The organism is Bacillus sp. 01N45, from assembly GCF_056399205.1.
The window spans coordinates 426,476-453,153 of the sequence record NZ_JBFTQW010000003.1 but is presented as its reverse complement, the minus strand read 5'-3'; the positions used below and the strand labels follow the sequence as shown (position 1 = coordinate 453,153).

The window sequence follows — 26,678 nt, the reverse complement described above, 5'->3', positions numbered from 1 at the left end:
AGTTCTTCAGTTTAAGGTGGTGAGGTATTTGCGGAAAAAGAAGTGGTTCGCTCTATGCTTATGTGTTTTTATCGTATTCGTAAGTTTTTATTTTTGGGAAAAGCGTGATGAAGGGGAATTTGTTCGGTGGGGCGATAGTGTTCATTCTGTTGATACGGCAGTTCTGAAAAGAAACGATATAAAATACAAAATCGAAAATGATAAAGTATACATACCTAAAAAATCATTTGATAAAGCAATATGGTGTTGCTCTTAATAAATGCGAAATCTCGGTGGGACAGGCTAAGGAGAAAACTTTCTCCCTAGTCTGTTTTTCTGTGTAGTAAGACTCTCGCTTCGAAATGCAGCTGAGAAAAGAAATGAAAAGACCTTTAGAAAAACAATAATTGCAACTATATTGATTTTACATTACATTAAAGGGTGAAAAATATTCTGTTACTCATTGAGGGCTATATTTGAGGAGGAAAAATGGAATTTTACGATTTGGGTATTACCATTAAAGAACTTAGAATGAAAAAGAATATATCACAATCTGAATTGTGTCATGGAATATGTTCGCAAAGTCAAATTAGCAAAATAGAAAAAGGTATGATTTATCCATCTAGCATATTGTTATATCAATTATCTGAAAGACTTGGTATTGATCCAAATAATATTTTCGCACTAACGCAAAATAAAAAACTAAAATATGTAGAAAATGTAAAATATGTAATGAGAGATTATACAAAGCAAAAACAATATAATGAACTTTACGAAATAGTGAAACAAGAGAAAAACGAAAATAATTTCCAGTTAAAAGAAGATAAACAATTTCTAATATGGCATGAAGCCATTGCTATATTTCATGTAAATAAATCAATAAAAGCTGCTTTAAATCTTTTAAATAGTGCACTAAAACTAACTGTAACGAATGTTGATTTTTTATCAGAAAGAGAAATAGATATTATGCAGTCGATGGCTATATTTCATTGGGCAAATAAAGAGTATGAAAAGAGTATTACTATATTAAGAAGGTGTTTAACTAATTTTAATAAGTTAGATTTTCCTAGAGATAAAGAGATTAAATTAAAAATCATTTTTAATTTGGCGAAAATTTTAGGTCTTGCAAATCAACATGAAGAGGCAATAAAATACAATGATATGGGGATTAAATTAGCTATTAATCTAAATACTTTATATTTATTAGGCGAATTATATTATGGAAAAGCTTGGAACTTGCTAAAGTTAGAACAATATAATGAAGAAGATGTGGCTGACAACATGAAAAAAGCATTATTTATCTTTGAACTAACAGAAAAAGAAAATCTAATAAAAATGGTTAAAGAAAAATATTTTGAAAAACAAAATAAAAAATGATTCATAATTTCTGATGAATATCTTATTAATTTCTATAAAAAAAGGCACCTTACGGTGTCTTTTTTATAACTTATATCATCAATTATTACATTTTATAGGTTTCTTATACCAAGCTTTGTTGATGTATTTACACTTCGCAGGTGTTGAAGCTTTAGGTGTATCCTCGGGTGTAGTTATATTATTAGAACACCCTGCAATATATAGACAGAATGTAGTTAATAAAAAACATAGTATTAATTTCTTCAAATAACCACTTCTAACTCTTGTTTAATTAACATTTTTTCATAAAATAAATTCCTTACTAATTTTACATTACATGAAAGGGTGGAAAATATTCTTATACTCATAATTTGTTACATTTGAGTAGGGAGGGAGGTTTTGCGCCGATTATTAAAAGGACCTTCTTCATTTATGCATAATAATTAAATACTTATTCTAACTATCCGATTGCTCGTAATCTTAGACTTTGTAATATTTTCTCTACACGCTAAAAAGAAAAACACCCTCTACACAGAGGGTGTTTTTCTTTTTAGCGGTAGTTAATAAATTGTACGTCAATCGGTAAGTCAGCACTGCGAACTGCTGCGATAACTGCTTGTAAGTCATCACGGCTTTTCGCTGTAACACGTACTTGGTCATCTTGTACTTGTGTTTTTACTTTTAATTTCATTTCTTTAATGATGTTGTTAATTTTTTTCGCGTTATCTTTATCGATACCTTGTTGAAGTGTTGCGCGTTGGCGAACGGTGTTACCAGTCGCAGCTTCAACTTTTCCGTAATCCAAGTTTTTAATTGGAACGTTACGTTTTACAAGTTTAGAAATTAGAACGTCTTTTACTTGGTCTAATTTGAACTCATCATCAGAAGTTAAAACAAGTACTTCTTTTTCTAATTTAATATCACTTTTACTTCCTTTAAAGTCATATCGGTTTTGGATTTCTTTTAATGCGATGTTAATTGCGTTTGTTACTTCAGGTAATTCTACTTTCGAAACGATGTCAAAAGAACTATCTTTTGCCATAGTTAGCACCTCCAAATAAATTTCTAATCTTTTTATGTACTGTACATACTAAAGTATAGCTGAAAACGAGCCTAGACTTAAGTGTTTTCATACTTATATTTATGTAACCTCATTTTATTATAGTGAATTTTGGGCAGTTGGACAAATAAAGGAAAAATCGTGTTATAATTAACTTTTGTTTGGAATGATAAAAAATATAAAAAAGTTAATTTTATATATATAGAAGGGAATTAAAAAATATGTATTTACAATTAGGATCGATTGAACAGGTAACTGTTTTACGCGAAACGGAAATCGGCTATATGGTTGGGACTGAAGAAGAAGAAATCTTCTTACATAAAAACGAATTAGTTGGAGAAATTGCAGAAGGCGATACGATTGATGTATTCTTATACCTTGATCACCAAAATCGTATTTCAGCAACAATGAAGGAGCCGCTTATTACAACTTTTGATTGGAACTGGGTAAAGGTTGTAGAAGTTATTCCTAGTTTAGGTGTGTTTGTTAATATTGGTGTATCAAAAGATATACTAATCCCAGCTGATGAGTTTCCGATTTATATGCCAGTATGGCCTGAAGTTGGCGACGAATTATATTGTACGTTAAAATTAACGAATCGTGATCGCCTTATCGCTCTTCCGGCAAGAGACAGTGATATGCAAGAAATTATCGTAGATGCGACGCCATCTATGCGTAATAAAAACGTAAATGGACGTGTGTATCGTTCACTTCAAGTTGGTTCATTCATACTAACTGATGAGCATTTCCGTGCTTTCTTACACCATACTGAAAGAAAAGAACAAGTCCGCATCGGTGAACGTGTAACGGGCCGTATTATTGACGTGAAAGATGACGGTACAATTAACATTTCACTTCTTCCTCGTAAAGAAGAAGGAATGGAAGATGATGCTACTGTAATTTATGCATATATGGAAGAACGAGGCGGAGCAATGCCGTTTTGGGATAAGAGCCACCCAGAAGATATTAAAGAACGTTTCAACATGAGTAAAGCTGCGTTTAAGCGTGCGCTTGGTAAGTTGATGAAAGAAGAAAAGATTTACCAAGAAGAAGGTTGGACGTATTTTAAGAAGTAAATTAAATAAAAAGCACTGCCTTATTTTGCTGTAAAAATAAGGCGGTGCTTTTTTAATTCCCTTGCTCATGCGCAAGAGTAAACGTATCTTCCAAGTCACTATCATTTATTTTAATATTTGCCTTTTTTAATTCCTTTTGTATTAACTTATGACTGAATGTAGGGTCGGCAATACGTTCTGCTTCTAAGTTTTTACGGATGGAGTCTTTCACTTCATCGTAAGGTTGTAAATCTTTTTTATCAGTTAATTTAATAATATGATAACCGTTTGGTGATTTAACGGGATTGCTAATTTGTCCGACTTTTAGTTTATAGGCAGCTGTTTCAAATTCAGGCGCCATTCTGCCTGAATTGAAGTATCCAAGGTCTCCACCTTTATCTTTTGATAGTAGATCTTGCGATTCTTGTTTTGCTAATTCTTCAAATGAAGCGCCAGCATCTAATTTTTTCTTTATTTCTTTCGCTTCATTTTCGTCACTTACTAAAATATGACTCGCTTTAATTTCTGGTTTATAGTGGTCTTTCACGTCTTTTTCTGTAACACTTTTCTTAATTGCTTCATTCATAGCAAGTTTGAACTTAATTTGATTTTTGAAATCAGCTTCATCTTTTAAACGATTGTTTTCGAGTACTGCTGTGAATTGATCTCCATATTGATTTTTCGCTTTTTGTACTTCTTTATCTACATCATCGTCAGATACTTTATATTTTTTCGTGATAACGTCTTGTGCCATCATTTCGTATAGCATGTCTTTTCCGTAACGATCTTTCAACTGTTTTTCGAAGTCGCTCTTCTTAATGGTTGAATCTGTTGCTGTAGCGACTGTAGCTGAGCTGTTTTTTTGTCCACAAGCAGCTAGCATTAATATACTTATTAGTGCAGTAATAATGAAAATGTGTTTCCCTCTCATGCCAACACCTCATCCGAATATGTTATCGCTATTGTAGAATATAGAAGTGAACATGAAGTGAATTTTTAATGTTTTTTCCCTGTAAAATGTAAAAAAAGTACATCAACAATATTGTTGATGTACGATGGGATCAAAGGTGATCAGTCTTTTTAGAATAGGCACGCTTACCTTGCTGAATATTTTTTTGTTCTTGCTCATTTTTTTGTGTACGCTTTGCATTATTATCGCGTGCTTTTTTGTCGTTATCACTCGTATGTGGCATATGTATCAACTCCATTTCTAACCGTTGTACGTTTATCATTTCCTTTTTCGTAAAGACTATGTATAGCAGTGCATTCATGAATAATAAAGGTGGATTAGAAATGGATTTGAAGTTGAATTATACCGAACTTATAAAGAAGTTAATCGTTGTAATTGTCGCAGGTTTGTTAAACGCGATTGGAATGAATTTATTTTTAACGCCAGCGAAAGTGTACGCGAGTGGCTTTGCTGGATTGTCTCAATTGTTATCACAAATATTAGGGGACTTTTTATCTATTCACATATCAACGGGGGTATTGTTTAGTTTGTTTAATATTCCCGTCGTTATTTTAGCATGGAAAAAGGTTGGAAAGGCCTTTACTTTCTTTAGTTTTCTTTGCGTGATATTTATGACTTTGTTTCTAGAAATTATCCCGGTTAGAGCGGTTTCGAACGATATTATATTAAATGCGATTTTTGGTGGGATTATTTCAGCGATTGGGGTAGGGATTGCGTTGAAGTGGGGGGCTTCTACAGGTGGTTTAGATATTATCGCCATGATTTTATCAAAGATTAAAGATAAGCCTGTCGGTACGTATTTTTTCTTCTTTAATGCACTTATCATTATTGCGGCTGGCTATGTGTATGGATGGGAAAAAGCATTATATACTTTGGTGACTTTGTATGTGTCAACGCGAATTATTGATGCGATTCATACACGTCATGTAAAAATTACAGCACTAATTGTTACGAAGAATGGGACAGATGTACGAAAGGCGATTCATTCACGCTTAGTGAGGGGGATTACAACTATACCAGCAACAGGCGCTTATACAAATGAAAATAAGGAAATGTTAATGATTGTTATTACGCGTTATGAGTTATATGAATTAGAAAGGGTTATTAGGCAAGTGGACCCAGGTGCATTTACAAACGTATTACAGACGGTCGGAGTGTTTGGTTTGTTTCGAAAAGATTAAAGAGGACCAAAGCTGGTCCTCTTTTTTAATGTAAATTCGTAATATTTTGCAACTGCTCCTGCATTTCACGTAGCTGAACTTTTTCAGCTGTTGAAGAGTTTGCATAAGCAGAGTGCAAAGCGTTTTTTGCTCTATATACGAGATCTTGTTGCTCAGTACCGCTTGAACAAGTGACGGCATTTGCAACGGCATCTCTAGCTTGTTGGAATAGTAAGTTCCCCATTTAAACCCCTCCAAAAGAAGAGTTACTTCTCGCTTTTTCTGCCTCAGCTAATGTACCACGGTACGGGAATCTTGCATCATGCTTCATAACAGCATCGGCTCCTTGTTGGATAAAACGTTTTGATTTGTTCTTTTTACCCATTCGAAAAACCCCCTTTATTTAGCTGAAAACAATCGACGCGCTGACTTTTGCGTCTAATAATAGTATGAGCGTTTGACGAGAAACTATAAGCAGGGAATTTTTAGATTATAATCCAAGAACCTCTTCTAAATATAGCGCAATACCATCTTCTTCATTCGTTAATGTCGTATGATTTGCGAGTGATTTTAATTCAGGAATTGCATTACCCATTGCGATGCCGTGACCAGCAAATTCAATCATTTCAAAGTCGTTATCTTCATCACCGAAAGCGATAATTCGCTCTTGTGGAATGTTGTAATGACTAGAAATTTTTTGTAATCCGACAGCTTTATTTAACCCACTTTTCACGATTTCAATAATCGGCCAAGGTGCGCCCCATTTTCTATGGTCGATTACTTCAGCGTGCATATCAGTTAAATGTTGACGAATTGCACTGGAATGCTCGTCATGTGCGTCAATTAATAAGCAGGTTGGATGATCGTTTAAAATATTTAATAAGTCTCCTGTAAAAATCTTTGGAGAACCGAATTCGAAAATATGTTTTTTATCTTCATCAATTTCACGAACATACACATCGTCCATTACTTCAGCATATATATTTTTTACACCAAAATCAAAGCAAGCTCGGACAATTTCTTGGGCTGTTGCTAGCTCAAGGGGAGAGTGATGTGTTCCCCACTTTGAATCAAGAGGATGATGTACGTAAGCACCATTAAAGTTTACGATTGGTGTATTAAGACCGAGTTCTTTGTAGTAATCAAAACTAGCACGGAAGGGACGTCCCGTTGAAATAACGACAATATGTCCTTGCTCCTTTGCTTTTGCAATTGTATGTTTTGTTCGAGTGGAAATTATTTTGTTGTCTGTTAATAAAGTGCCGTCTAAGTCTAATGCGATTAAATGCTGTTTATTCATAATTTCACCTCTTATAATATTTTTTTGTTTCTATCTGTATTTCCGTTTTTAATATGCAGAAATAAGAGGTTAAACTGGGTGAGAAAACCAAAGATGGAAAGTTCACTATATATCCATCTTACGTCGCAAAGTACTGCGGTGTCTACTATTTCTCGCTGGAAATTAAGAAAAGTCAACGTCTTTTTAGAAAGTTCAAACAATGTTTCTTTCATTATGTACAAATTGTGAAAAGGGTTACATTGCTCGTATGATGAGGCTTATAATGAACATGTAATCTTCTCGTATATGTTTGACTCTCCTTTGAAGCTAGCCTATAGTAGGTTGGTTTCTTTTTTTTCTACAAATAGGAAAGAAATCCCTTCCTAAGCTTGTGTCATTCATGTATATGTACAAGAACGAAATGTAGTACTTGTTTCCTAAACATGACAGAAAAGCTTTCTTTTAAAATGGATATACTAATGAGGCAAAGACGTCATGGAAGGAGAATGGAAATGGGACAAAATCGCAGGTTTCGTTCTGGACAAAAAGCGCCAAACGATGGTATTTACGTAGAAATTGGTGAAACAGGAAGTATGGTAAAAGATCCGCAAATGGTGAAATTAACTGCGGGTGAAAAATTTCCAGATAACGCGAATCATAACCGTCAGTGGACATATAAAAGAAAACCGTAACAGGAGCCGCAATCATTATTGCGGCTTTTTTGTCGTTACGCATTGCGTATATTTTTTCAGTTGTATAATGAATGTTCCCTTTTTCTTTTTCCAATAATAAGTTTGAAAATACATAAGCAAAATTATTGTATAAAAAAGTCAGTTGGCGTATAATCAAATCAAAGGTCAAAGAAAGTCAAATATTTGGAGGACTGTAAAGATGGACTTAAATCAAATGACAACAAAAACACAAGAGGCGATTATGAGTGCCCAATCTTTAGCGGTATCTCATCATCATCAAGAAGTAGATACTGTTCATCTCTTGTTTACATTATTAGAAGAGCAAGATGGATTAGCAGTGCGTATTTTTCAAAAAATGAATGTCGATATAGAAGCGTTAAAGCAAGGCGCCGAAAGTTTAATTAAGAAAAAACCTTCTGTAACGGGAAGCGGTGCAGAAGTAGGAAAATTATATATAACAGGTGCTCTGCAACAACTACTTGTAAGAGCAGGAAAAGAAGCAGAGAAATTGCAAGATGAATACATTTCAGTTGAACATGTATTGCTTGCTTTTTCAGAAGAAAAAGGCGATATAAATCAATTACTTACAAGATTTCACATTACGAAAGATAACTTATTACAGTCTTTAATGACAGTTCGGGGGAATCAAAGAGTGACTAGTCAAAATCCAGAAGCAACTTATGAAGCGTTGGAAAAATATGGTCGTGATTTAGTGGCGGAAGTGAGAGCAGGGAAAATTGATCCTGTTATCGGTCGCGATAGTGAAATTCGACGTGTAATCCGCATTCTTTCACGTAAAACGAAAAACAACCCGGTTTTAATTGGTGAACCCGGTGTTGGTAAAACAGCAATCGTTGAAGGATTAGCACAGCGTATTGTGAAGAAGGATGTACCAGAAGGATTAAAAGATAGAACAATCTTCGCATTAGATATGAGTGCGCTTGTAGCTGGAGCGAAATTCCGTGGTGAGTTTGAAGAGCGTCTGCAAGCTGTATTAAATGAAATTAAAAAGAGTGAAGGTCGCATTTTATTATTCATTGATGAACTTCACACAATCGTCGGCGCTGGTAAAACAGAAGGTGCGATGGACGCAGGAAATATGTTAAAACCGATGCTTGCGCGTGGTGAACTGCATTGTATCGGGGCGACAACGTTAGATGAGTATCGTAAATATATTGAGAAAGATCCAGCGCTAGAAAGACGTTTCCAACAAGTATTAGCAGAAGAACCAACTGTTGAAGATACAATTTCCATTTTACGTGGTTTAAAAGAGCGTTTTGAAATTTATCATGGTGTAAATATTCATGACCGCGCGATTGTAGCAGCATCCGTTTTATCAGATCGATATATTTCGGATCGTTTCTTACCAGATAAAGCGATCGATCTTGTTGACGAAGCGTGTGCAACAATTCGAACAGAGATTGATTCTATGCCAACAGAATTAGATGAAGTAACGCGCCGCATTATGCAGCTGGAAATTGAAGAAGCGGCTCTTGGAAAAGAGAAGGACTTTGGTAGCCAAGAACGCCTGAAAACGTTGCAACGTGAATTATCGGATTTAAAAGAAGTTGCAAGTGGTATGAGAGCGAAATGGGAAAAAGAAAAAGAAGATATTCATAAAGTGCGTGACTTACGTGAACATTTAGAGCGTCTGCGCCGTGAATTAGAAGAAGCAGAAGGTAATTACGATTTAAATAAAGCAGCGGAACTTCGTCACGGGAAAATTCCTGCAATTGAAAAAGAGTTAAAAGAAGCAGAAGAAATGGGTGCACATAATAAACAAGAGAATCGCTTATTACGTGAGGAAGTAAGTGAAGAAGAGATTGCTGATATTGTTTCACGCTGGACTGGTATTCCTGTCGCAAAACTCGTTGAAGGTGAACGCGAGAAATTATTACGCTTAGAGCAAATTTTATCAGAGCGTGTCATCGGACAAGAGGAAGCGGTAAGCTTAGTATCAGACGCAGTTCTTCGTGCACGCGCTGGTATTAAAGACCCGAACCGTCCAATTGGTTCCTTCATCTTCTTAGGACCGACAGGTGTTGGTAAAACAGAACTTGCAAAAACGTTAGCGCAGTCTTTATTCGATAGTGAAGAGCAAATGATTCGTATCGACATGTCTGAGTATATGGAGAAACATGCTGTGTCACGCTTAATTGGTGCGCCTCCTGGATATGTTGGATATGAAGAGGGCGGTCAATTAACAGAAGCGGTAAGACGTAAACCGTATTCAGTTATTTTGTTAGACGAAATCGAAAAAGCACATCCAGAAGTATTCAACATTTTATTACAAATGTTAGATGATGGACGCATTACAGATTCTCAAGGACGTACAGTAGACTTTAAAAACACGGTTATTATTATGACTTCAAATATTGGATCTGCTCATTTGTTAGATGGATTAGAAGCAGATGGCTCAATTAAAGAGGAATCAAGAGAACTTGTAATGGGGCAATTAAGAGGACATTTCCGACCAGAGTTTTTAAATCGTGTCGATGAAATTATTTTATTCAAACCTCTTACAACGAATGAAATTAAAGGTATTGTTGATAAAATTGTAAAAGAATTACAAGGTCGTTTAGCTGACCGTCATATTACAGTAGAATTAACAGACGCAGCGAGAGAATTTGTTGTAGAAGCTGGCTTTGATCCGATGTACGGAGCTCGTCCATTAAAACGATATGTACAGCGTCAAGTTGAGACGAAATTAGCGAGAGAATTAATTGCAGGAACAATTACTGATAACAGTCACGTAGTTGTTGATGTAGAAAATAACGAATTAGTCGTTCATGTAAAGTAAAATAAAAAAGAGTTCGGATAAAATCCGGACTCTTTTTTTAGTGTTGTTCTACTGGCTCGTTTGGAATTGTAGCTGAAATTGCTAGTACTAATACCGCAAGAACAACTGAGAAAATAGACGCTTGGTTAAAATCGTATGTACCGCCAGTCATAGAGCCGATTACGTAGCTCATCATATGTACAAGCGCGAACGACCAAATTAATGCCCAAATGAAACGCATATTTTACACCTCTATTCGTTCAATCTGTCCTTATTGTAACACAATTGAAAAAAGAATATAGAAAAATATTTGTAGATTTTTCAACGCAAATTTGCATTCCGTTCATACATTATAGAAGAGTACTTTTATACGTTTAGAAAATAAGGCGGGGGAAAAATGAGTATTACGGAACGTTTTTTTTATTTAGAAAAAGAACCATGTGTCATTTATTTACCGGAGAAGCCAAATGGATTTTCTGTTATGCTTCTCGGTGATTATAACTACTTTATTGAGAATGGTACAAGTTTATGGACACAGCATGCAGGTAGATCTTATTTTTTACATGGCCTTATTGAGGAAGGCTACACGGTCTTTTCCTCTAGTTTATACGGAAGACATTGGGGAAACGACCAATCTGTTCGTCTAGCAAAACGTTTATATGACGTTGTTTTGAGAAAAGAGACATTAAATGCGAAAATGCACATTATGGCAGATGGTATGGGTGCACTTGTAGCACTTGAAATGATGAACAAATACCCTGAATGTATACGCTCTGTCATTATGTTAAATCCATGTTTAGATTTACCAGAATATGTGGAGTTTGAAAAAGAGCATAAGTTTTTTTACAAAAGATTAGTGAAGGAATTAAGTTTGGCGTATGATTCCAAAGAAGAAGAATTAGAATCCAAAATAAATAAGAAATCATTTACGCTTCTTCCGTCTTGTGTACCTGTTAAAGTTTTCGTATCAACACAAGAAAAAAGAGGAAGAAAACAGTTGTTACGTAAATATGAGAAAATGAGGCAATTCAATCAATGCGATACTTCTGTCTTATTCCATCTGCAAGATGTGAAATATAAAATGGTTAGGCAAACGACTGATTTCTTTAAAAAATATGAAGAAGAATTGTGAAGCTCCCATATACATAAATGAGGAGCTATTTGTTTCAAGGAGAAAGGGTTGGTGGTATGGAGCGCGTGCTAATTATAGGTGCACTTACGTTTGTAGGTTATCACCTTGTGAATAAAATGATTGCAGAAGAAGTAGAAGTGTACGGTCTTGATTTTGATGAATTCGAGAATATGAAAAAAATTAATGAAGAGAAGTTATTGTTGATTGGACGAAATGCGTTATTTACGTATTATTCGATAAGAGATGAAGATGGATGGAGATCAGTAGAAGGAGAGAAGTTCGATACGGTTTACTTTTGCTTGTATGAGCCAAATCAACAAAGTGGTTTTCGGAATGAAAGAGTTATATTACAGTATTTAAAGCGGATTATAAGACTGTGTGCAGAGCAGAAAGTGAAGTTAAATCTAATTTCTTCTATTGAAGTAGGAAACGCAGATGAATCTGAAAATAAACGTTTATTTTTGAAAGTGGAAGAAGGATTGAAAAAAGGAGAGGCACCATATAGTGTATTTCGAGTTCCTACATTATATGGGCCATGGCAACCATCTTTTATGATGTATCATCAGCTCATTTTATCAGAACTGGATGAGAAAGAGTGCCATTATGCGAGCGAGGAAAATGGAAGTGATCTATTGTACGTGGAAGATGTATGTGAATACTTATGGGAAAATGGAATGAACGAGGAGCATCTCGGCATATACAATTTACTTAGTGGTAAAAAGTCATTATGGAAAAAAGGTATGAACCTTTTACGTGCAGCGGATAAAGTGAATAAAAAGAATGAGGAAGAACGAAATGATGCTGTCGAGGTTATTTCGATAAAAAGAAATACCCCGTTAGAATACGGTTTAAATAAACAATTGGCACATATGAAAAAATATAAAGAGTTATACGAAGGATAGCGAGCGTGTTACACTATGTATGTGAAAGTTTTAATGGAGAGGAAGAACATAATATGAATGAGAAAAGCATGCAATTTTTACAAATCGCAATGAAGCATTTACCAGAAGCAAAGGCCATCTTAGATTCGAATGGAATTGCGCTTGATATGGAGAAAGCACAACCAGTATTAGAGTTATTGATGAAAGTTATGAACGAAGCATATGAGCTTGGGAAAGCAGATAAAGAATAAAACCTTCTTTTTTGGAAGGGAAGAGAGGCTCGAACCGTGGATAGAAGCGGTTCGGGCCTTTTTATATTTCAAAAGAAACAGGAAAGGTATGTTTCTGTTTCTTTTAATAAACAATAAAGTGAATAATGCTGGATTTATGTTTTAGCTGAAATATATTCTAGACAAAAATACATTTATGTTTTAAAATTAGTACCAAGTCATAATAATTGATATAAAACGGAGGGCTGCGATGTGAACGTGGGCATTTTAGGGATCGGAAGATATGTGCCAGAAAAAGTAGTCACAAATCACGATTTAGAGAAAATCGTAGATACATCTGATGAATGGATTCGTACGAGAACGGGAATTGCAGAAAGACGCATTGCCGATGATACAATAGATACTTCATATATGGCGGTAGAGGCTTCTAAAAAAGCACTTGAAGATGCCGGGATTAGCGGAGAGGATATCGACCTGATTTTAGTGGCAACAGTAACACCAGATCGCGCATTCCCAGCAGTAGCTTGTGTCATTCAAGAAGCCATTGGCGCAAAACACGCAGCCGCAATGGATCTAAGTGCAGCGTGTGCTGGTTTTATGTACGGAATGATTACAGCGCAACAATTTATTCAAACGGGAACTTATAAAAATGTATTAGTAGTTGGTAGTGATAAACTATCTAAAATTGTAGACTGGAATGATCGAAATACAGCAGTACTATTTGGAGACGGAGCCGGTGCTATCGTAATGGGGGCGGTTTCAGAAGGAAGAGGCGTTCTATCTTTCGAATTAGGAGCAGACGGAAGCGGCGGTAAGCATCTTTATCAAGACGAGTATGTTATGATGAACGGCAGAGAAGTCTTTAAATTTGCTGTTCGCCAACTTGGTGATTCCTGTCTTCGCGTGTTAGAAAAAGCGGGACTTACGAAAGAGGATGTGGATTTTTTAGTACCACATCAAGCGAATATTCGTATTATGGAATCTGCAAGAGAGAGATTAAATTTACCACAAGAAAAAATGAGTATGACAATTGAAAAGTTTGGTAATACATCAGCTTCTTCAATTCCAATTGCAATGGTAGAGGAATTGCAAAATGGACGTATTCAAGATGGTGATTTAATTATACTTGTTGGTTTCGGCGGCGGATTAACATGGGGAGCAGTTGCTCTTCGTTGGGGTAAATAAGGACTGAGAGAAAAAAAGGAGTGTATTTTGTATGGAGAAAAAGAGGGTCGTAATTACAGGACTAGGAGCTGTTACACCGATCGGAACAGATGTTGAAACAGCGTGGGAAAACATTAAAAAGGGTGTATCTGGAATCGGACGACTTACAAGAATTGATCCGGAACTGTTTCCAGCAAAAGTAGCAGCAGAAATTAACGACTTTGAAGTCGAGAAATATATTGATAAAAAAGAAGCGCGCCGTATGGATCGCTTTACACAATATGCAGTAGCAGCAGCGAAAATGGCAGTTGCAGATGCAAAGCTTGAAATTACAGAAGAAAACGGACCTCGAATTGGTGTATGGATTGGTTCTGGTATTGGCGGTATGGAAACATACGAAGAACAATTTAAGATTTTTACTGAGAAAGGTCCGCGCCGCGTGAGCCCATTTTTCGTACCAATGATGATCCCAGATATGGCAGCAGGTCAAGTATCGATCGCAACAGGAGCAAAAGGAATTAACACTTGTTCTGTAACGGCTTGTGCATCTGGTGCAAACTCAATTGGTGATGCATTTAAAGCAATTCAACGCGGTGATGCTGATGCAATGATAACAGGCGGAGCAGAAGCGCCGTTAACAAGTATGGCATTTGCAGGATTTAGTTCAGCGAAAGCATTAACATTTAATGAAGATCCAGCAACAGCTTGCCGTCCATTTGATAAAAACCGTAGTGGTTTCGTAATGGGTGAAGGTTCAGGTATTTTAATTCTCGAAGAATTAGAGCACGCATTAGCTCGTGGTGCTCACATTTATGCGGAAATCGCTGGTTACGGTGCAACTGGTGATGCATTCCATATTACAATGCCGGCTCCTGGCGGTGAAGGCGGCGTGCGTGCAATGCGTCAAGCTTTAGCAGATGCAGGTCTACAGCCAGAAGATATTGATTACATTAATGCGCACGGTACAAGTACGGATGCGAATGAAAAGTATGAAACGATGGCAATTAAAGAAACGTTCGGTGAGCATGCGTACAAAGTAGCAATTAGCTCAACGAAATCAATGACAGGTCACTTATTAGGAGCAGCTGGTGCTGTTGAAGCGATCTTCTCAATTAAATCAATTACAGACGGAGTAATCCCTCCAACAATTAACTATGAAACACCAGATCCAGAATGTGACTTAGATTACGTACCGAATAAAGCGAGACAACAAGAAGTAAATGCAGTATTAAGTAACTCACTAGGATTCGGTGGTCATAACGCAGTATTAGTATTTAAATCGTATAAATAATAGATGAGATAAGGAGTTTTTTCGCAATATATTGCGAAAAAACTCCTTATTTATTTTTACGCCTTTTTCTCCTTTTGCATATACATAAGAAAAAGGAGGGATAAAGATGGGGATTGTTGAAACTGCTGAGTGGTTACATCTATATTATGGACGGCCAGAAAAGCTGTGTGAAAAGTTTACGAAGTATATCCCGCTGCCAAAAGACAGGTTGTATCGCTTTTTAATTTCTAAAGGTATGTACCGCCCAGTTATACGAGGAGAACAAGAAGTAAAAGAGTTAGAGGAAAAGGAAGTTTGGAAAGAGTTACGTACGGAGTATGAGAAACTGAAAACCTGGTTAAAAGGTCCAGATGTCCCTGTCTTTATTTTATTATCAGATTCCTATAATCGAACTGTACAAGAAGAGTATAACGGTAGGGCGGGATTATCTATGCGTCACGTTATTTTCTTATTCGTATGTGGACGGAATTCGGTGGAAGAATTAAAGGTGTTATTGGCGCATGAATATCATCACATATGCAGGTTACATCAAATTGAGACGAAAGAAACAGAATATACATTACTTGATACGATGATTATGGAAGGGCTAGCTGAGCAAGCGGTAACGGAAAGATATTCAGAAAAAAACAATGCACCGTGGACGACGTATCTTTCAAAAGAAGAGGCTATTTATTATTGGAAAAATGTTGTACATGAAAGAATAAGTATAAAACGAGGAACAAGGGAGCACGACATCTTATTAAATGGATTTCACTCTTATCCAAAGATGCTGGGCTATGCGCTTGGATTTCATATTGTCAAAGATTGTGTGACATTGGAAGGAGAAGATACACTTTCTTTATTATCTATAGATGCAAAAGAAATATTGAATAAAGCAAATACATTTCATATATAAAAAACAGGAGCTCTATTTCCTGTTTTTTTTAGTATTAATAGAAGAAAAAATAATAATTAGAATATATTTCCTTAGGTGGAATAAAGTTAAGAAAAATTGAACATAATGATTGATACAAACAGTAGTGAAGTGAGGGGTAGTGAATGTTATATCTACATGATGTATGGGTAAATTGGTTTGAAGGTGAAGAGAATGGGTATAACGTTTGTCATTTTTACGAATGGCGGAAAGATGATACGATTGAGCTATTAGATCAAGTGCCATTATTAAAAGTAGATGCCACATTATATCATTACATCGAGGACGAATTGTTAGAGCTTCCGCAAAAATTGTTGGAAGACGTACATCATAAGGCATATATTCGTAAAAATCATGAACGTTTGCAGCAAGAGTATTGCTTTGTTGTTACAGATGGAAAAGGAATTATTGCGATTGACACAATTGGTTACAATGTACCAATTCGAAAGAGCAGACTTATACCGCGCCAAGAGCAGATGGTATATGAGATGGTAGAAAACGTACAAGCAGAAAAGTATGAGTTCCAAGTAGAAGAAATGGAAAAAGAACATCATATTTTATCACCATCACCTTTCATTATGAATGGCTTAACTCGTAAAGAAAGACAGCTGAAACAATTATTATTTATGGCGTTAGATCAATTACATACAACGAAAAACACAGCAGAAATTCGCTATTGGTTCACAGAGTGGGATCCATCAGCATACGGAATGGTTCAACATATGGAATTTGAAGATATTTGGGCTAAACTGTATGATGAAGCGAAAACAGGCTGGTCTGAGAAGCACGAACAATTATGCGAGCGTCTCGTAAAAGGACAGCCATTTTTTGAAAAGTTATGGGAAATGGAAAACGAGCAAAAGGTAAATTAAAAAAACCGCCAATTGGCGGTTTTTTAATTTGTTGTAACTTAGCTCCAGCGGCAAGAATGTTCGGTGGCTTCGCGCCTTCCTGCGAGGCAAAAAGCGCCTCGCAGGAAGGAGCTCCATCCCCCTCACATTCTAAGCGAGCCGCTTCCGCTTTATATGTTACCTACGTTTTCTGCTTAGTCCCATTGCGTTTTCTACTTTGCGTAGTTGTTTGAATGCAACGCGGTTTGCTTTTTCGGCACCTTTGTCTAGAATTTCGTCTAGTTCTGGTGAGTTGATTAGTTCGTTATATTTGTCTTGGATTGGACGAATTGCTTCTACGACTACTGCTGCTAGGTCGCCTTTGAAGTCTCCGTATCCTTTTCCTTCGTACATTGCTTCTATTTCTTCAACTGTTTTTCCAGAGAATGAAGAGTAGATTGTTAATAAGTTAGAGATTCCAGGTTTGTTTTCTTTATCAAATTTCACGATACCTTCAGAATCAGTTACAGCACTTTTAATTTTCTTTTCAATTGTTTTTGGTTCATCAAGCATACTGATCATTGCTTTTGGATTCGGATCAGATTTACTCATTTTTTTCGTAGGTTCTGTTAATGACATAACGCGAGCTCCTACTTTTGGAATACGAATTTCAGGAACAGTGAACACTTCACGGAAGCGTTTGTTGAAACGCTCTGCTAGGTCGCGTGTTAATTCCATATGTTGTTTTTGATCATCACCAACAGGTACGATTTCAGTGTTGTAAAGTAAAATATCAGCCGCCATTAATGGTGGATACGTTAGTAATCCAGCTGGAACTGAATCTCTACCAGAAGATTTATCTTTATATTGCGTCATACGCTCTAATTCTCCAACGTAAGCAACTGATTGCATAATCCATCCTAGTTGAGCGTGTGCTGGTACTTCTGATTGTACAAATAAAGTAGCTTTTTCAGGATCGATGCCGCATGCTACATAAAGTGCAGCAAGACTGCGAATGTTTTTACGAAGTTGTACGGGATCTTGAGGTACTGTAATCGCATGTTGGTTTACAATACAGAAATAACAGTCGTGTTCATTTTGAAGCTCTGTAAATTGCTTCATAGCTCCTAAATAGTTTCCAAGTGTAATCGTTCCACTCGGCTGAATACCAGAAAAGATAACTGACATAAGTAATTCCTCCTAAATTTGAATGCGTGATGGGGAAGAGAAGGCAAACAAAAAAGCCCATTCATCCCAAAAACTATAGGGACGAATGGACCGCGGTACCACCCTAATTATTTCACTACTGTGAAATCTCTCTAATCCATAATAACGTTTGGATATAACGCCAAAGCCTACTACTTTCGGTTCGGTTTGGTGCTCAAAAGCCCATTCCATACTGCGCAATTACTTGTTCACACCAGCCACAAGCTCTCTGAAATTGCCTCAATATGTACTCTTCTTTATCATCGCATACATATAAATTTATTTATTGTTACCTAAGCTCTTTTAATATGAAAGAACTAAAGTTTTATAACAAAATGTTTTGCTGATTATTATATCATATGGGATAGTGTTTGCAAACTACATCAAAATAGTAAAGCTAATGAGGGTTGAGAACAACCCAAGAACGATACCTGTAATACAAATTGGATACGTCCATTTGAATGAATATGTTTTATAAATACGTTCTTTCTTATCGACAGGTTCCTCTGCTTCTTCAATTAAAGAGTCAATTTTTTTGTTCGTACCAAACACTCTTTGAAAGGCGTAAATTGTTACGTTAAAAAATCCATTTTGAAATATGAATAAAAAACCGCCGACAAGAATAAAAAATAGTGCGGCATAAAACGATATATTGACAAAATTCAACAAAAATCGCGATGAAACGAGGATTGCGCCAATACTAGAAGCGATTATCGCTATGAAAATTAGTATACAAGTATGAAAAAAAACTTTATTCAAAATGTTCCCCTCCGTCAAAATATTACTAGAATTATTATACTATAAAAGCTATAATATGTACTAGAATCAATTTTTTGAAAATTATACGCAATTAAAGGTCTGATTTTAAGATGATGGTAGCAATGTTAACGTATCCCTTTACAAAAAAATAAAAAAATAAACATTTTATTAAAAATTTTAACAAAAAAACAAAAAACTATATTCACAATTGTTATATTATATGTATAATGAAAATTGTAGAAACTTGGAGATTATTCTTTCAATTCTACTTTTTTACAAGTGAGGGTACAGGAAGTGCAATTAGGGGAGGCAACACAACATGAAGAAAAAGATACCGTTATTACTTGCATCGACGTTGACTGTCAGTATGTTAGGAGCTTGTAGTTACCAAAAAGAGGATAATAAAGCAGGCGCAAAAGAAAAATCCTCAAACAAGCAAGTGTTAAATCTAACCGAGACAGCTGAAATCCCAACTATGGATACGACGTTATCAACAGATGCAGCATCTTCTAACATCATGAATAACACAATGGAAGGATTATATCGTCTGGGGAAAGACGATAAGCTTGTTCCAGGTGTCGCTAAATCTTATGAGAAATCAGAGGATGGCAAAAAGTATGTGTTTAAGTTACGTGAAGATGCGAAATGGTCTAATGGTGAACCTGTAACAGCGAAAGACTTCGTTTATTCTTGGCGAAGAGCTGTAGATTCAAACACAGGTGCCAAGTTTGCTTACATACTATTTGATGTTAAAAACGCGGAGAAAGTTAACAAAAAAGAATTGCCAGTTGAAGAGCTTGGTGTAAAGGCAATTGATGATTATACACTTGAAGTGGAATTAGATAACCCTGTTCCTTATTTTGTAAGTTTAACAGTCTATCCAACATTGTATCCTTTGAATGAGAAGTTTGTAACAGAACAAGGAGCAAAATTTGGATTAGAATCCAATACGACACTTTATAATGGTCCATTCGTATTAAATGAATGGAAGCATGAACAAAGCTTCAAACTTACGAAGAATCCAACGTATTGGGAAAATAAAGAAGTAAAACTTGAGGAAATAAACTTCAATATTGTTAAGGATCGTTCAACTGCTATAAATTTATATGAAACGAAAGCAATTGATCGTGTAGTCTTAACATCAGAGTTTGTAGACAAATACAAATCAGATGCTGACTTTAAAACGATTAAGAGACCATCTACACAATTTATTCGCTTAAATGAAAAGAATAAATTTTTAGCAAATAAAAATATCCGAAAAGCAATTGCAATGTCCTTTGAGCGTGAAAATATCGGGAAAGTTATCTTAAACGATGGTTCAGAGGGGATATATGGTTTTGTTCCGAAAGGCTTAGCAAAAGGTCCGAATGGAAAAGACTTCCGTGAAGAAAACGGAAAGCTTATAAAAGAGGATATTAAAGAAGCTCAAAAATACTGGGAAGCTGGTAAAAAAGAACTTGGTGTAGACAAAGTAGAGTTAGAGCTATTAAACTTTGATACTGATGATGCTAAAAAAATCGGAGAGTATTTAAAAGGCCAATTTGAAAAGAACTTACCAGGTTTAACAGTTTCAACAAAAATGCAGCCATTTGCACAAAAATTAAAACTTGAAGCAAGTGGAGATTACGCAATGTCATACGCGGGATGGAGTCCAGATTATATGGATCCAATGTCATTCCTTGAAATGTATACGACAGGTAATGCGCAAAACAAAGTAAATTACGCAAATGCAGCGTATGATGATTTAATTAAAAAAGCGAAAACAGAAGTTGATGTACAAGCTCGCTGGGATGCATTATTACAAGCAGAAAAACAACTGCTTGAAGATGCAGCGATTGCTCCAGTATATCAACCAGGAAAAGCTTATTTACAACGTGGCTCAATTACTGGCCTATTAGAACATAAATATGGCGGAGAATTTAGCTATAAGTGGGTTGAACTAAAAAACTAAAAATGGTTTCCATCATGAATAAGGGTATATGCCTATGATGGGCGTATGCTCTTATTTTAAAAAAATAAAAGTAAGAATATTTTAAACTATCTTATTGCTTTTGAGAAAAACGGGGAGGTGCTTGACTATGGGACGTTATGTATTAAAACGTTTCGTGTACATGGCTTTGACATTATTTTTAATTACTACACTGACTTTCTTTTTGATGAAATTACTTCCGGGTTCTCCGCTTAAAAACCAGGAGAAACTATCACCGGCACAAAAAGAAATCATTCTTGAAAAATATGGCTTAAATGATCCAGTACCAGTTCAATATGCACGTTACTTAGGTAACTTAGCAAAAGGTGATTTAGGGGTATCATTCCAATATGATAACCGTCCAGTAACAGATATGATTGTGGATCGCATTGGACCATCAGCACAACTTGGTTTACAAGCGATTATATTAGGAACATTTATCGGTTTAATTTTAGGAATCGTTGCGGCACTTCGTAACAATACGTGGGTCGATTATGGGGCGACAATTATTTCCGTACTCGGGATGTCGGTACCATCGTTCGTATTCGCCGCATTACTACAATATTTCGTAGGGGTAAAACTTGGGTGGTTCCCAGTAGCATTCTGGAAAGGACCAGAGTTTACCGTAATGCCTACAATCGCTTTATCGATGGCAGTTATCGCAACAATCGCACGTTTCGCTCGTGCAGAGTTAATTGAAGTTATGCAAGCTGATTACATTTTAACAGCGAAAGCGAAAGGAATTAGCCAAGGCGTTATCATTATTAAACACGCACTTCGTAACGCGTTAATTCCAGTAGTAACAATTTTAGGACCAATGGTTGCAGGTTTAATTACAGGGACATTAGTTATTGAGCAAATTTATGCTGTACCAGGACTAGGGGAACAGTTCGTTAAATCTATTACAGTGAATGACTATACAGTTATTATGGGAACTACAATTTTCTATAGTGCGATTTTCATCTTAGTTATTTTCATTGTCGATATTTTATACGGAATTATTGATCCTCGTATTCGTTTAGCGGGAGGGAAAAAATGATGAAAGATGTACAAAAATTATCTCCAGATTTATTTCAACAAGCCAATCAAAATAATGTTGATAATGAAGTCATTGCCCGTCCAAGCTTAACGTTTTGGCAAGATGTAAGAAGACGTTTGTTCCAACATAAAGGAGCAATGTTCGGTTTTGTTTTATTAGCGCTTATTATATTACTAGCAATCTTAGGACCGATGGTAAGTAAGCATTCGTATAAAGAGCAAGACTTAGGTCGTGCGAAATTACCACCGAAAATTCCTGTTATTGAAAATGTTCATTGGCTACCATTTGACGGTACGGATCAATATGGTGTTGACCAATATGAAAAACGTGATATTAAAGAGTATTTCTGGTTTGGTACAGATGATCTTGGCCGCGATTTATGGACAAGAACATGGGAAGGTACGCGTGTATCATTATATATCGCTCTTTTAGCAGCGGCGATTGACTTAGTAATTGGGGTTGCTTATGGAGGTATTTCAGCGTTCTATGGCGGTAGAGTAGATAATATTATGCAACGTGTTATGGAGATTATTAACGGTATTCCATACTTAATCATCGTTATTTTAATGGTAATCATTATGGGATCTGGTATATGGTCAATTACACTAGCAATGGCGATTACAGGTTGGATAGGGATGTCACGTATCGTTCGTGGACAAATCCTGAAATTAAAAAATCAAGAATATGTATTAGCATCTCGTACATTAGGTGCAACAAATACACAATTAATTGTAAAACACTTAATCCCGAACGTAATGGGACCAATTATCGTAATGACAATGTTTACAATTCCAACAGCAGTGTTTGGTGAGGCGTTCTTAAGCTTCATCGGTTTAGGTATTCAGCCACCATTCGCATCACTTGGTTCTCTTGTAAATGACGGTTATAAATCAATTCAAACGTATCCACATATGATGTTCATCCCAGCGGTTGTCATCAGTATGTTAATCTTAGCATTCAACTTAATGGCAGACGGATTACGCGACGCGTTAGATCCAAAAATGCGTAAGTAAAAGAGGGGAGAAGTAAAAATGAAAACATTGCTAGAGGTAAAAGATTTGCAAGTCTCCTTTGATACACATGCAGGTGAAGTACAAGCTGTACGCGGTGTTACTTTTGATTTAAAAAAAGGAGAAACATTAGCGATTGTAGGAGAATCTGGTTCTGGTAAATCAGTTACTTCTAAAGCGTTAATGGGATTAATTCCGAATCCTCCAGGGCGTATTAAAAACGGTGAAATCGTATTTGAAGGTCGTGACTTAACGAAACTGACAGAAAAAGAAATGCAGCAAGTGCGCGGGAAAGATATCGCGATGATTTTCCAAGATCCAATGACATCATTAAATCCAACGATGACAATTGGGAATCAAATTATGGAAGGTCTTATTAAACACCAAGGGATGAGTAAAGCAGACGCACGTAAAGTTGCGTTAGAATTAATCGACCTTGTAGGTATTCCGAATCCAGAAGCGCGTTTAAAACAATATCCTCACCAATTCTCAGGTGGTATGAGACAGCGTGTAGTTATTGCGATGGCGTTAGCTTGTAACCCGAAATTATTAATTGCCGATGAGCCGACAACAGCGCTAGACGTTACAATTCAGGCGCAAATTTTAGAGCTTATGAAGGACATTCAGCAAAAAACAGAAGCGGCAATCATTTTCATTACACATGACTTAGGTGTAGTGGCAAACGTTGCGGACCGCGTAGCAGTTATGTACGCAGGTAAAGTTGTTGAAATTGGAACGGTTGATGAAATTTTCTACAATCCAAAACATCCATACACTTGGGGCTTAATCGCATCTATGCCAAGTTTAGATGGTTCAGAAGAAGAGTTATACGCAATCCCTGGAACGCCTCCAGATTTATTAAAGCCGCCAAAGGGAGATGCTTTTGCACCACGTAATCCACAGGCATTGAAAATTGATTTTGAAATGGACCCACCTTTATTTAAAGTAAGTGATACACACTATGCCGCAACTTGGTTACTTCACGAGCAAGCTCCAGAAGTAAAACCACCGGCAGTCGTTGAAAAACGCATTCTTCAAATGAAAGCAGGTGAACAACATGACTAAACAACGTGAGAAATTAATTGAAGTAAAAAATGTAAAACAGCACTTCGACGTGAGTGGTGGTGTTGTCAAAGCGGTTAATGATATTTCATTTGATATTTACCGCGGAGAAACATTTGGTCTTGTAGGAGAATCAGGTTGTGGTAAATCGACAACTGGAAGAACGATTATTCGTTTATATGATGCAACTGCTGGTGAAGTGTTGTTCGATGGTGAAAATGTACATGGTAAAAAATCACGTGCAGAGCTGAAGAAATTCAACCGTAAAATGCAAATGATTTTCCAAGATCCATATGCATCATTAAACCCTCGTATGACAGTAGGGGATATTATTGCAGAAGGTATTGATATTCACGGACTAGCAAAAGGCAAAAAAGAGCGTATGGACCGTGTTCATGAATTATTAATCACAGTTGGTTTAAATAAAGAGCACGCAAACCGTTTCCCGCATGAATTCTCAGGTGGACAACGTCAACGTATCGGTATCGCTCGCGCACTTGCTGTAGAGCCTGAATTTATCATTGCCGATGAGCCAATCTCAGCACTTGACGTATCAATCCAGGCGCAAGTTGTAAACTTACTGAAAAAGTTACAAAAGGAAAAAGGTTTAACATACTTATTCATTGCCCATGATTTATCGATGGTAAAATACATTAGTGATCGCATCGGCGTAATGTACCGTGGTCAAATCGTTGAGCTAACAACAAGTGAAGAGTTATATGCGAATCCAATTCATCCATATACGAAATCACTATTATCAGCAATTCCGCTTCCAGATCCAGATTATGAGCGCAATCGTAAACGTATCGTATACGATCCATCTCAGCATGATTATGCTAGTGAAGCACCAACAATGCGTGAAATTCGCCCAGGACATTTCGTATTATGTTCTGAAGCAGAGTATAAGAAATATAAAGAGATTTATCAATAATAAAAAAGCCAATCTTCCGTTAAGAAGATTGGCTTTTTTCTACTATATAATAGATTTGTCAACATTTCTCGGTAAGTCGATATATTTAAAGAATCGCAGATATAAGTTTCCTTTACGAATGACTACACCTTAATTAAACGAGTGTTACTGTGCTTGAACAGAAACAATTTCCTCTTGTTCTTCAGGTTTAACGAGTGCATAACGTTCCCACGCCCTACTTTTCCAGCGGAAGAACATAATAATGGCACGTGTCCATTCATCAATAGCAATCGCTAACCAAATACCAACGAGCCCCATATCTAAATGGAAGGCGAAAAAGTAACCGAGTGGTAAACTCATTAACACCATAGAGAATGCTCCGATCAAAACTGGGTACTTTGCATCACCAGCTGCGCGAAGTGAATTGATAATGACGATATTCATCGTACGTCCCGTTTCAAGTAGCACACTTAGTAAAAGAACTGACGCACCTAACGTAATAATGTGCGGATTATCTGTAAATAGTCCCATTAATTGTGTACGGAATGTAACGACGAGAGCGACCATACATAAAGTGACGCCAATTGCCCATTTTACACTTTTCCATACGCGTTCATACGCTTCATCTTTTTCACCACCGCCAACGAGGCGTCCGATAATAATGGCTGTTCCCATACCGATCGCAATCGCGAATAAATAAGTGAACATAGAAATGTTCGTAGCGTATTGTCTAGCCGCTAATGATTCCGTTCCTAAGTATGTTGCATAGTATAAGAAGACAATTTGGCAAGCTTGATACATAACCTGCTCAAATGCAGATGGAATCCCGATTTTTAAAATTTTTCCGATGTATTCCTTTGATAAGGTGAAGTAATATTGTAATTTCACACGGTATTCCATAACGCGGTACAGTAACCAGAAGAAAACGATAAGTGCGATAAGTCGGCTGACAGCAGAAGAAATGGCAGCCCCTTGTACACCGAGTTCTGGGAAACCAAATTTCCCGAAAATGAGTACGTAGTTTCCAGCGATATGAATAATATTCATTCCAAGTGAAATAAACATCGCTTGCTTTGTGAAGCCGTGTACGCGGATAATTGCGGCTAATGAATTAATAATAGCTTGAAGGAAAATAGCGCCTCCGACGATGGATAAATAGTTTTGCGCATACATGAGTACATCGCCTTGTAAGTTCATTGCCATCATCATATGTTTTGAAAATAAAAGAAAACCAGCGCTTATAATGAGTCCGACCACTAAATTTAATGTGACGGCTAAAGCTGATATTTTAGATGCTTCCATAAAACGTTTGGAACCGAGGTATTGAGATACGACGATAGCTGCGCCGTTCCCGATGACTTCTAGTACCAAAATAGCAATATGGAGATATTGATTCGCTGCACCAACCCCAGATACAGCATCGTCTGATAATGCACTTAACATGAAAGTATCAGCGATCCCCATTAACATAAATAGAAAAACTTCTAGAAAAATAGGCCATGTTAATAAGAATAAACTTAATTTCTCTGTCGGCCCGTTTTTTGCCTGAATTGCTGCCATGTCCGTCCCCTCTTTACCGATATCTATTTTTAGCAAGGTGTATCGTAACATACTTTCTTATCCTTTGCACTCATTTTAACCTACATATCTTTATTATGAAGGGAGCGCTATTTTATGATAAAAAGAGAAGGATAATTATGCACAAAGTATTATGGGATATAAAAATTATTTTTCTCTGATAATTTAGAAAAATATAAAAACATTTATTTTCAACACTTTAGTAAGGATAATCAGCAATATGAAACGTTTACAAAGGTTTATTTTTTAACAGAAAATTTTAATAAAATAGAAATATAAATATACAAAAAATATATTTGTGTGTATAATATGAATTGTTAGAACATATATATATTTCTTTTTGTTTGAAAATGAAAGGGCTAACATTTTTGTGG

Annotated in this window: 28 protein-coding genes and 1 other annotated feature; of the genes, 18 read left to right on the top strand and 10 right to left on the bottom strand. The window is 36.3% G+C overall.

Features of this window, described 5'->3' with window-relative positions; genetic code table 11:
• The first annotated feature begins 28 nt into the window (after positions 1-28).
• On the top strand, positions 29-256 hold the full coding sequence (locus AC1DMU_RS10145) for a hypothetical protein (protein WP_060490094.1): 228 nt from the start codon (positions 29-31) through the stop codon (positions 254-256).
• A 212-nt stretch (positions 257-468) separates the two neighbouring features.
• Positions 469-1,356 carry a helix-turn-helix domain-containing protein gene (locus AC1DMU_RS10140; protein ID WP_088062455.1) on the top strand — a complete coding sequence of 296 codons (888 nt, stop codon included), beginning with the start codon at positions 469-471 and terminating at the stop codon, positions 1,354-1,356.
• 529 nt (positions 1,357-1,885) lie between these two features.
• Here the strand turns inward: AC1DMU_RS10140 and AC1DMU_RS10135 are convergent.
• Positions 1,886-2,377 carry a YajQ family cyclic di-GMP-binding protein gene (locus AC1DMU_RS10135; RefSeq protein ID WP_001040146.1) on the bottom strand — a complete coding sequence of 164 codons (492 nt, stop codon included), beginning with the start codon at positions 2,375-2,377 and terminating at the stop codon, positions 1,886-1,888.
• Positions 2,378-2,616: 239 nt separating this feature from the next.
• Here AC1DMU_RS10135 and AC1DMU_RS10130 point away from each other — a divergent pair, with 239 nt between their 5' ends.
• Positions 2,617-3,471: a CvfB family protein gene (locus AC1DMU_RS10130; RefSeq protein ID WP_088062457.1), complete on the top strand. Its 855-nt coding sequence runs from the start codon at positions 2,617-2,619 to the stop codon at positions 3,469-3,471.
• Between the two features lie 52 nt (positions 3,472-3,523).
• Here AC1DMU_RS10130 and prsA read toward each other — a convergent pair whose 3' ends face one another.
• Positions 3,524-4,381: a peptidylprolyl isomerase PrsA gene (prsA, locus tag AC1DMU_RS10125; protein ID WP_060489315.1), complete on the bottom strand. Its 858-nt coding sequence runs from the start codon at positions 4,379-4,381 to the stop codon at positions 3,524-3,526.
• 130 nt (positions 4,382-4,511) lie between these two features.
• Positions 4,512-4,643 (bottom strand): DUF3941 domain-containing protein, encoded by a 132-nt coding sequence (locus AC1DMU_RS10120; RefSeq protein WP_001120851.1) that lies wholly within the window; start codon positions 4,641-4,643, stop codon positions 4,512-4,514.
• 100 nt (positions 4,644-4,743) lie between these two features.
• Between AC1DMU_RS10120 and AC1DMU_RS10115 the strand changes: the two genes are divergently transcribed.
• Positions 4,744-5,601 (top strand): YitT family protein, encoded by an 858-nt coding sequence (locus AC1DMU_RS10115; RefSeq protein ID WP_060489317.1) that lies wholly within the window; start codon positions 4,744-4,746, stop codon positions 5,599-5,601.
• A 25-nt stretch (positions 5,602-5,626) separates the two neighbouring features.
• Here the strand turns inward: AC1DMU_RS10115 and AC1DMU_RS10110 are convergent, their stop codons facing one another.
• The 3 genes from AC1DMU_RS10110 to AC1DMU_RS10100 all read right to left on the bottom strand — a co-directional run bounded on the left by AC1DMU_RS10110 (position 5,627) and on the right by AC1DMU_RS10100 (position 6,880).
• Entirely contained in the window at positions 5,627-5,824 is a 198-nt protein-coding gene (locus tag AC1DMU_RS10110) for a DUF3813 domain-containing protein (protein ID WP_046957006.1), read from the bottom strand.
• Positions 5,825-5,965: a hypothetical protein gene (locus tag AC1DMU_RS10105; protein WP_000516816.1), complete on the bottom strand. Its 141-nt coding sequence runs from the start codon at positions 5,963-5,965 to the stop codon at positions 5,825-5,827.
• A gap of 105 nt (positions 5,966-6,070) precedes the next feature.
• Positions 6,071-6,880 (bottom strand): Cof-type HAD-IIB family hydrolase, encoded by an 810-nt coding sequence (locus AC1DMU_RS10100; protein ID WP_048545178.1) that lies wholly within the window; start codon positions 6,878-6,880, stop codon positions 6,071-6,073.
• Positions 6,881-7,371: 491 nt separating this feature from the next.
• Here AC1DMU_RS10100 and AC1DMU_RS10095 point away from each other — a divergent pair, with 491 nt between their 5' ends.
• Together AC1DMU_RS10095 and clpB are read left to right on the top strand one after the other, a co-directional pair.
• Positions 7,372-7,551 carry a YjzC family protein gene (locus AC1DMU_RS10095; protein ID WP_000531420.1) on the top strand — a complete coding sequence of 60 codons (180 nt, stop codon included), beginning with the start codon at positions 7,372-7,374 and terminating at the stop codon, positions 7,549-7,551.
• Positions 7,552-7,750: 199 nt separating this feature from the next.
• On the top strand, positions 7,751-10,351 hold the full coding sequence (gene clpB, locus AC1DMU_RS10090; protein WP_088062459.1) for an ATP-dependent chaperone ClpB: 2,601 nt from the start codon (positions 7,751-7,753) through the stop codon (positions 10,349-10,351).
• 37 nt (positions 10,352-10,388) lie between these two features.
• On the opposite strand, the gene AC1DMU_RS10085 is transcribed toward clpB, so the two are convergent.
• Complete coding sequence (locus tag AC1DMU_RS10085) at positions 10,389-10,571, bottom strand: YjzD family protein (protein ID WP_001211113.1); 183 nt, start codon at positions 10,569-10,571, stop codon at positions 10,389-10,391.
• Between the two features lie 156 nt (positions 10,572-10,727).
• Here AC1DMU_RS10085 and AC1DMU_RS10080 point away from each other — a divergent pair, with 156 nt between their 5' ends.
• From AC1DMU_RS10080 to AC1DMU_RS10050, 7 genes are all read left to right on the top strand, one after another.
• Positions 10,728-11,462 carry a lipase family protein gene (locus AC1DMU_RS10080; RefSeq protein ID WP_088062461.1) on the top strand — a complete coding sequence of 245 codons (735 nt, stop codon included), beginning with the start codon at positions 10,728-10,730 and terminating at the stop codon, positions 11,460-11,462.
• A 29-nt stretch (positions 11,463-11,491) separates the two neighbouring features.
• Positions 11,492-12,364: an NAD-dependent epimerase/dehydratase family protein gene (locus AC1DMU_RS10075; RefSeq protein ID WP_137013517.1), complete on the top strand. Its 873-nt coding sequence runs from the start codon at positions 11,492-11,494 to the stop codon at positions 12,362-12,364.
• A gap of 53 nt (positions 12,365-12,417) precedes the next feature.
• The gene (locus AC1DMU_RS10070) at positions 12,418-12,594 is read left to right on the top strand and encodes a ComZ family protein (RefSeq protein WP_001003337.1); all 177 of its coding nucleotides are present in this window, start codon (positions 12,418-12,420) and stop codon (positions 12,592-12,594) included.
• A 231-nt stretch (positions 12,595-12,825) separates the two neighbouring features.
• Positions 12,826-13,758 carry a beta-ketoacyl-ACP synthase III gene (fabH, locus tag AC1DMU_RS10065; RefSeq protein WP_001100551.1) on the top strand — a complete coding sequence of 311 codons (933 nt, stop codon included), beginning with the start codon at positions 12,826-12,828 and terminating at the stop codon, positions 13,756-13,758.
• A gap of 31 nt (positions 13,759-13,789) precedes the next feature.
• The gene (gene fabF / locus AC1DMU_RS10060) at positions 13,790-15,028 is read left to right on the top strand and encodes a beta-ketoacyl-ACP synthase II (protein ID WP_000412643.1); all 1,239 of its coding nucleotides are present in this window, start codon (positions 13,790-13,792) and stop codon (positions 15,026-15,028) included.
• 106 nt (positions 15,029-15,134) lie between these two features.
• The gene (locus tag AC1DMU_RS10055; protein WP_088062463.1) at positions 15,135-15,923 is read left to right on the top strand and encodes a DUF2268 domain-containing putative Zn-dependent protease; all 789 of its coding nucleotides are present in this window, start codon (positions 15,135-15,137) and stop codon (positions 15,921-15,923) included.
• Between the two features lie 143 nt (positions 15,924-16,066).
• Entirely contained in the window at positions 16,067-16,813 is a 747-nt protein-coding gene (locus AC1DMU_RS10050; RefSeq protein ID WP_000966116.1) for a YjbA family protein, read from the top strand.
• A gap of 156 nt (positions 16,814-16,969) precedes the next feature.
• On the opposite strand, the gene trpS is transcribed toward AC1DMU_RS10050, so the two are convergent.
• Both trpS and AC1DMU_RS10040 read right to left on the bottom strand, forming a co-directional pair.
• Positions 16,970-17,959, bottom strand: coding sequence for a tryptophan--tRNA ligase (trpS, locus tag AC1DMU_RS10045; protein WP_000110998.1), 990 nt, complete (start codon positions 17,957-17,959; stop codon positions 16,970-16,972).
• Positions 17,960-18,033: 74 nt separating this feature from the next.
• Positions 18,034-18,250, bottom strand: a binding site (T-box leader).
• Positions 18,251-18,355: 105 nt separating this feature from the next.
• Positions 18,356-18,736, bottom strand: coding sequence for a DUF3899 domain-containing protein (locus AC1DMU_RS10040; protein WP_088062464.1), 381 nt, complete (start codon positions 18,734-18,736; stop codon positions 18,356-18,358).
• Between the two features lie 319 nt (positions 18,737-19,055).
• Here AC1DMU_RS10040 and AC1DMU_RS10035 point away from each other — a divergent pair, with 319 nt between their 5' ends.
• The 5 genes from AC1DMU_RS10035 to AC1DMU_RS10015 all read left to right on the top strand — a co-directional run bounded on the left by AC1DMU_RS10035 (position 19,056) and on the right by AC1DMU_RS10015 (position 24,747).
• Positions 19,056-20,687, top strand: coding sequence for a peptide ABC transporter substrate-binding protein (locus AC1DMU_RS10035; RefSeq protein WP_088062466.1), 1,632 nt, complete (start codon positions 19,056-19,058; stop codon positions 20,685-20,687).
• A gap of 127 nt (positions 20,688-20,814) precedes the next feature.
• A complete protein-coding gene (gene opp3b, locus AC1DMU_RS10030) occupies positions 20,815-21,744 on the top strand; it encodes an oligopeptide ABC transporter permease (RefSeq protein ID WP_000534165.1) in 930 nt (309 codons plus the stop codon).
• The gene (gene opp3C, locus AC1DMU_RS10025) at positions 21,741-22,757 is read left to right on the top strand and encodes an oligopeptide ABC transporter permease (protein ID WP_000974096.1); all 1,017 of its coding nucleotides are present in this window, start codon (positions 21,741-21,743) and stop codon (positions 22,755-22,757) included. The genes opp3b and opp3C overlap by 4 nt, the downstream gene beginning before the upstream one ends.
• Positions 22,758-22,775: 18 nt before the next feature.
• Complete coding sequence (locus tag AC1DMU_RS10020) at positions 22,776-23,819, top strand: ABC transporter ATP-binding protein (protein ID WP_000854346.1); 1,044 nt, start codon at positions 22,776-22,778, stop codon at positions 23,817-23,819.
• Positions 23,812-24,747: an ABC transporter ATP-binding protein gene (locus AC1DMU_RS10015; RefSeq protein WP_000166340.1), complete on the top strand. Its 936-nt coding sequence runs from the start codon at positions 23,812-23,814 to the stop codon at positions 24,745-24,747. Before AC1DMU_RS10020 ends, AC1DMU_RS10015 begins: the two co-directional genes overlap by 8 nt.
• 144 nt (positions 24,748-24,891) lie before the next feature.
• On the opposite strand, the gene AC1DMU_RS10010 is transcribed toward AC1DMU_RS10015, so the two are convergent.
• Positions 24,892-26,337: an MATE family efflux transporter gene (locus tag AC1DMU_RS10010; protein ID WP_046957012.1), complete on the bottom strand. Its 1,446-nt coding sequence runs from the start codon at positions 26,335-26,337 to the stop codon at positions 24,892-24,894.
• Positions 26,338-26,678 lie beyond the last annotated feature (341 nt).